This is a genomic window from Bacteroidota bacterium, from assembly GCA_034723125.1.
Classification (GTDB): Bacteria; Bacteroidota; Bacteroidia; order CAILMK01; family JAAYUY01; genus JAYEOP01.
Window position 1 is genome coordinate 1 of sequence record JAYEOP010000120.1, and the last position, 4,312, is coordinate 4,312.

The 4,312-nt window shown below is 33.0% G+C and carries 5 protein-coding genes; all 5 read right to left on the bottom strand.

Features of this window, described 5'->3' with window-relative positions:
- Positions 1–517: 517 nt before the first annotated feature.
- Positions 518–997, bottom strand: a complete 480-nt coding sequence (locus tag U9R42_03680; GenBank protein MEA3495117.1) for a hypothetical protein — start codon at positions 995–997, stop codon at positions 518–520.
- 2 nt (positions 998–999) lie between these two features.
- Positions 1,000–2,187 carry a hypothetical protein gene (locus U9R42_03685; protein ID MEA3495118.1) on the bottom strand — a complete coding sequence of 396 codons (1,188 nt, stop codon included), beginning with the start codon at positions 2,185–2,187 and terminating at the stop codon, positions 1,000–1,002.
- Between the two features lie 560 nt (positions 2,188–2,747).
- Positions 2,748–2,954, bottom strand: a complete 207-nt coding sequence (locus U9R42_03690; protein MEA3495119.1) for a hypothetical protein — start codon at positions 2,952–2,954, stop codon at positions 2,748–2,750.
- Between the two features lie 8 nt (positions 2,955–2,962).
- A complete protein-coding gene (locus U9R42_03695; GenBank protein MEA3495120.1) occupies positions 2,963–3,373 on the bottom strand; it encodes a hypothetical protein in 411 nt (136 codons plus the stop codon).
- 9 nt (positions 3,374–3,382) lie between these two features.
- Complete coding sequence (locus tag U9R42_03700) at positions 3,383–4,216, bottom strand: RHS repeat-associated core domain-containing protein (GenBank protein ID MEA3495121.1); 834 nt, start codon at positions 4,214–4,216, stop codon at positions 3,383–3,385.
- Positions 4,217–4,312 lie beyond the last annotated feature (96 nt).

Here is a 4,312-nt window from a genome sequence, read left to right on the forward strand (position 1 = left end):
GAGTTTGCGGTCTGTAACTGTGCTTAATACATTTCCGAGATGCTCACTTTGTTTATGTTCTAAAGCCCTTTTCCTGTCTAATCCCATAGAAAAGGAACTTCCGCTTTGCTCCAGTATGTCTAATTTTAGGCAACCCATTGACTACAAAAGTACATATTTTTTTCTTTTCCTCAGAAAAATTTTACTCAGTGTTTTAAAAGGAAAAAGAACGGAAGAAAAGACGATTATTAATAAGTTTTTTATTTGAACGTAAAAAAAGCCGGTAATTTCTGTAAAAGCTCTTTATATTTTATCAGCATTAAAAATGCTTATTAATAAAAAAGCGTAGATGCAATCTATGCTTAGTGGGGGTCATTCCTGATGCTTGTATGTTTATTTCTTTGTTTTAAAATTATGAAACCTTCTTTCAGGATAATATTAGCTCATAAAAAAAAGATTCACAGTTTACTATAAGCCTGCCTTTTGGTATTTGATATTTGGTCGTAGTTACAAATTACGTGGGGGATTTGAAGTTTATTTATTTGCTTTTGTATTCTTCGGGAAACCAATCTAAATATCCCTTTTTCACTAACTCTTTATACAAAATAGGAATTTCAATAAATTCTACTTGCTTATCGGTAAGTTTACTGACTTTCTCGTAAAATTTCTGCTCCGAAGAAAATTTATATTCCTGTTCTTGTGCCGGTATGTGTATATACCATGTTGTATCTTGATTCTCTGGAACAACAATGTATTTATCAAAATAATAGGATACGATTATTGAACCTATTACATTAACTGATGTGACAACTATTCCATCCTTATTGGCATTAGTCAAATACCATAAACCTTCAACTCCATTTGTTCCTCCAAGATAGAAAGGTTTTATTAACGGAATTTTTTTACAATCATATCCACAACTTTTTGAATAAAAAGAATCGTTATTTCCATCCCTACAACTACTGAAAAGCAATACTGCAACAAGCAAACAGAAAAAAGTTACTGATAGTTTTTTCATTCCTACTTCTTTTGATATTTATTATGCCATGCTCCATTTACCTTCATTTCCTGATTGCCAGTCCATACTTTTCCAAGTTGCCTAACCACAAAGTTGTATGTATCTCCCTGCTCACCTTCTTTTAAATCCAAGACATCTTCAAATGAAAAGGTTACCCCCATTACTCCATTTGCTGTAACTTCTACTCTTGCTTTTACATAAGTGTGCCTAACCACCCAAGTTGTATTGGTAAATGCAGCCGACCATGTGTTTTGGAACATTATTAAAGATAACAGGGGCGAAACTGCTGTTACTCCCGCTTGTACGGACATCGGCAGATATGTACTGGATTCCCCTCCAAAAGTAATAAGACTTCCTTGTCCATTATTATAATCAAACGCAAAAGCAGAATTTCCAAATCTGGAATCTTTTAATGCTTGTTGTACCACATCAAATTCAAAAGCTTTAAAACCCAGGTCATTTTTAAGGTCTTGCAATAACCCTCCTTGAGAAATACTTCTTTCAACATTATTCAAGGCATTTTCAATTGTTGCTGTAGCCGAATTTGCATTATTTATCTTTCCATGTTTTTCAGAATCATAATTCACGTAATTCCCATTGTACTCTCCACTTATTCCCAATGCTGTTTTGTCCCAAATTTTTGTTTGCAACCCTTCACCATAAAGTACCGTTTTATCATTACTTGTTGTATATCCATCACCAACATTCATTTTTTCTCCATTTGGATTAACTATAGTATCTCTACCATTCGGATCAGTAAACCATATCGGATTATTCGCAAAAGCAACATAAGGACTTTCCCAAGCTTTTGGTTCTGGATCAGTATTCCAACGTCTTGCTATTCGACTATCATACTGCCAAAACTCAGCTGTATAGATATTTCCTATACCAGAAATTTCATTATCCTGTTCCTGCCCACCAAACCCAAATCTATATTGAGACAAGGAATAACTCCTATTCACCTGCAACATCCCAAACGGATAATAATCATTAGCACCAGCAATGTCAGCATTAAAATAATCTACTTGTTGGTTGGCTGAGAGGTCTATTGGGAGTTTGCGGTCTGTAACTGTGCTTAATACATTTCCGAGATGCTCACTTTGTTTATGTTCTAAAGCCCTTTTCCTATCTAATTCCATAGAAAAGGAACTTCCGCTTTGCTCTGATATGTCTAATTTTAGGCAACCCATCAACTACAAAAGTAACATATTTTTTTCTTTTCATCAGAAAAAATTTTACTCAGTGATTTTAAAAGAAAAAAGGAAAAAGAACGGAAGAAAAGACGATTATTAATAAGTTTTTTATTTGAACGTAAAAAAGCCTTTAATTTCTGTAAAAGCTCTTTATATTTTATCAGCATTAAAAATGCTTATTAATAAAAAAGCGTAGATGCAATCTACGCTTAGTGAGGGTAGCTACGGGTTTTCGGAACAGGAAAAAACACAAGTTTTATTTACACTCGATGCTGTGATTCGGGAGATCAAAAACAGGAAGTTGTATAATACTCAGAACGTTTAAAAACATACCGTTACAAAAACAAAAAGGTCCAAGAAAATTCTTGAACCAGTTTTTGTTTTTCTACAAGCTTGGACTATTAGAGCCATTTTGACAAAATTGGAGTGCTTTTAACCGATTTTGTTTCGTAAATTTTTATACCTATTGGGCTAAAAACAAAAAGGTCCAAGAACCGCTTAAGCTAAATCTTGAACCAATTTTTGTTTATAACCTTGGACTAGTTAGTTTTTAAATACTACCGGGAATCAGGTGCTACTACAAATCCTAAATTTAAACCCTTGCATGCATTATCATTTTTTTGAATATGGTGTAATGTATCATTTGCAAAATAAAAGGATATATTATCAAAATCTACCCAGAAAATAATACCCGTTGGTTTGCAATTTGGAATTGTAGTGCTTGGTTTTGCATTTGTAGCTTCTATACGCTCATCTAGGAACATGCACGGCTTTAATCTTTTGCTTTTTTCAAAACAATTTTATTATCAATATCAACACCCCATTTAATATCAATAATAAGTTTTTTATACCCTTCTTTTACTAAATGAATTTTATATTCTGGAGGGGAAATAATGTATGAATCAGTAAGAGCAACTTTAAATTCCCCATTACTATCAGTTACAATTTCTTTAAACATTTTTCCTTTATTAATCTTTTCTATGTTCGCTCCAATTAATGTATCATGATGTGTAGAATATGTAGGAATTAAACAGCCATCTTTTTCTATTAAAACCTGAACTTTTTCAATAGGATTATCATTTTCATTAACAACTATAGCAGAATATGCTGCTAATTTATTTTTGCATTCAGAAGCAGTTAATAAAATAAATAAAATAAAACTTAATAAATAATATCTTTTCATTTTGTGTATCTATTGAGTTGTAATCACATCTAATACTTCAATAATATCTTCGTCAACTTGATTTTCTAGTGCTCGTAAATCTCTAAAAAATACTTCAAAAAATCTTGTTATTGCAACCCCTTTTTCACCACTTCTTATATATTCCCAATCTTCCTTTTCTTTTCCAAGAATAGCTTCCTTAGTATAGTCATATGCTGCTGAAGGTTTCAATCCTCCAGACTCTTCTTGAGTGGGTTCATAAAATTCCGAAGAAGGTACAGGAAAAGTCGTGCCTCTTACTTCTATATATACCTCTGTCTTGGCATATTCTTTACCTGTTTTTTTATTTTCAAATGTTATATCAGGATTAATTGTAACGTCTGAAGATTTAACAAATAATGATTTATCAGTATGTTGATCTATATGGTGGGTTACTTTTTTTAGTTCCAGTCCATCTAAATCAATACCCCAAATTGGTGACAAACTTGCATATTGATATGGAGATAATTCGGGATATTCTTGTTCCTTAACAATTAATGGATCAGGAGATGGAAACCTTGCAATTCTTGGGTCATAAATCCTGAACCCATAGTTGTACATTGCCCCGGGATTTCCATTCCATTCGGAGTCATATTCCTTCCCATTAAACCCAAACCGATACTCAGCCAACGAATAACTCCTATTCACCTGCAACATCCCAAACGGATAATAATCATTAGCACCAGCAATGTCTGCATTAAAATAATCTACTTGTTGGTTGGCTGAGAGGTCTATTGGGAGTTTGCGGTTTGTAACTGTGCTTAATACATTTCCGATATGCTCACTTTGTTTATATTCTAAAGCCCTTTTCCTGTCTAATCCCATAGAAAAGGAACTTCCGCTTTGCTCCAATATGTCTAATTTTAGGCATCCCATCAACTACAAAAGTAACATCTTTTTTTCTTTTCATCAGAAAAAATT

What these genes read in the sequence shown, in the direction of transcription:
- U9R42_03690 (MEA3495119.1), bottom strand. Translation starts at nt 2,954, where the DNA reads ATGTTCCTAGATGAGCGTATAGAAGCTACAAATGCAAAACCAAGCACT.
- U9R42_03695 (MEA3495120.1), bottom strand. Translation starts at nt 3,373, where the DNA reads ATGAAAAGATATTATTTATTAAGTTTTATTTTATTTATTTTATTAACT.
- U9R42_03680 (MEA3495117.1), bottom strand. Translation starts at nt 997, where the DNA reads ATGAAAAAACTATCAGTAACTTTTTTCTGTTTGCTTGTTGCAGTATTG.
- U9R42_03700 (MEA3495121.1), bottom strand. Translation starts at nt 4,216, where the DNA reads ATGGGATTAGACAGGAAAAGGGCTTTAGAATATAAACAAAGTGAGCAT.
- U9R42_03685 (MEA3495118.1), bottom strand. Translation starts at nt 2,187, where the DNA reads ATGGGTTGCCTAAAATTAGACATATCAGAGCAAAGCGGAAGTTCCTTT.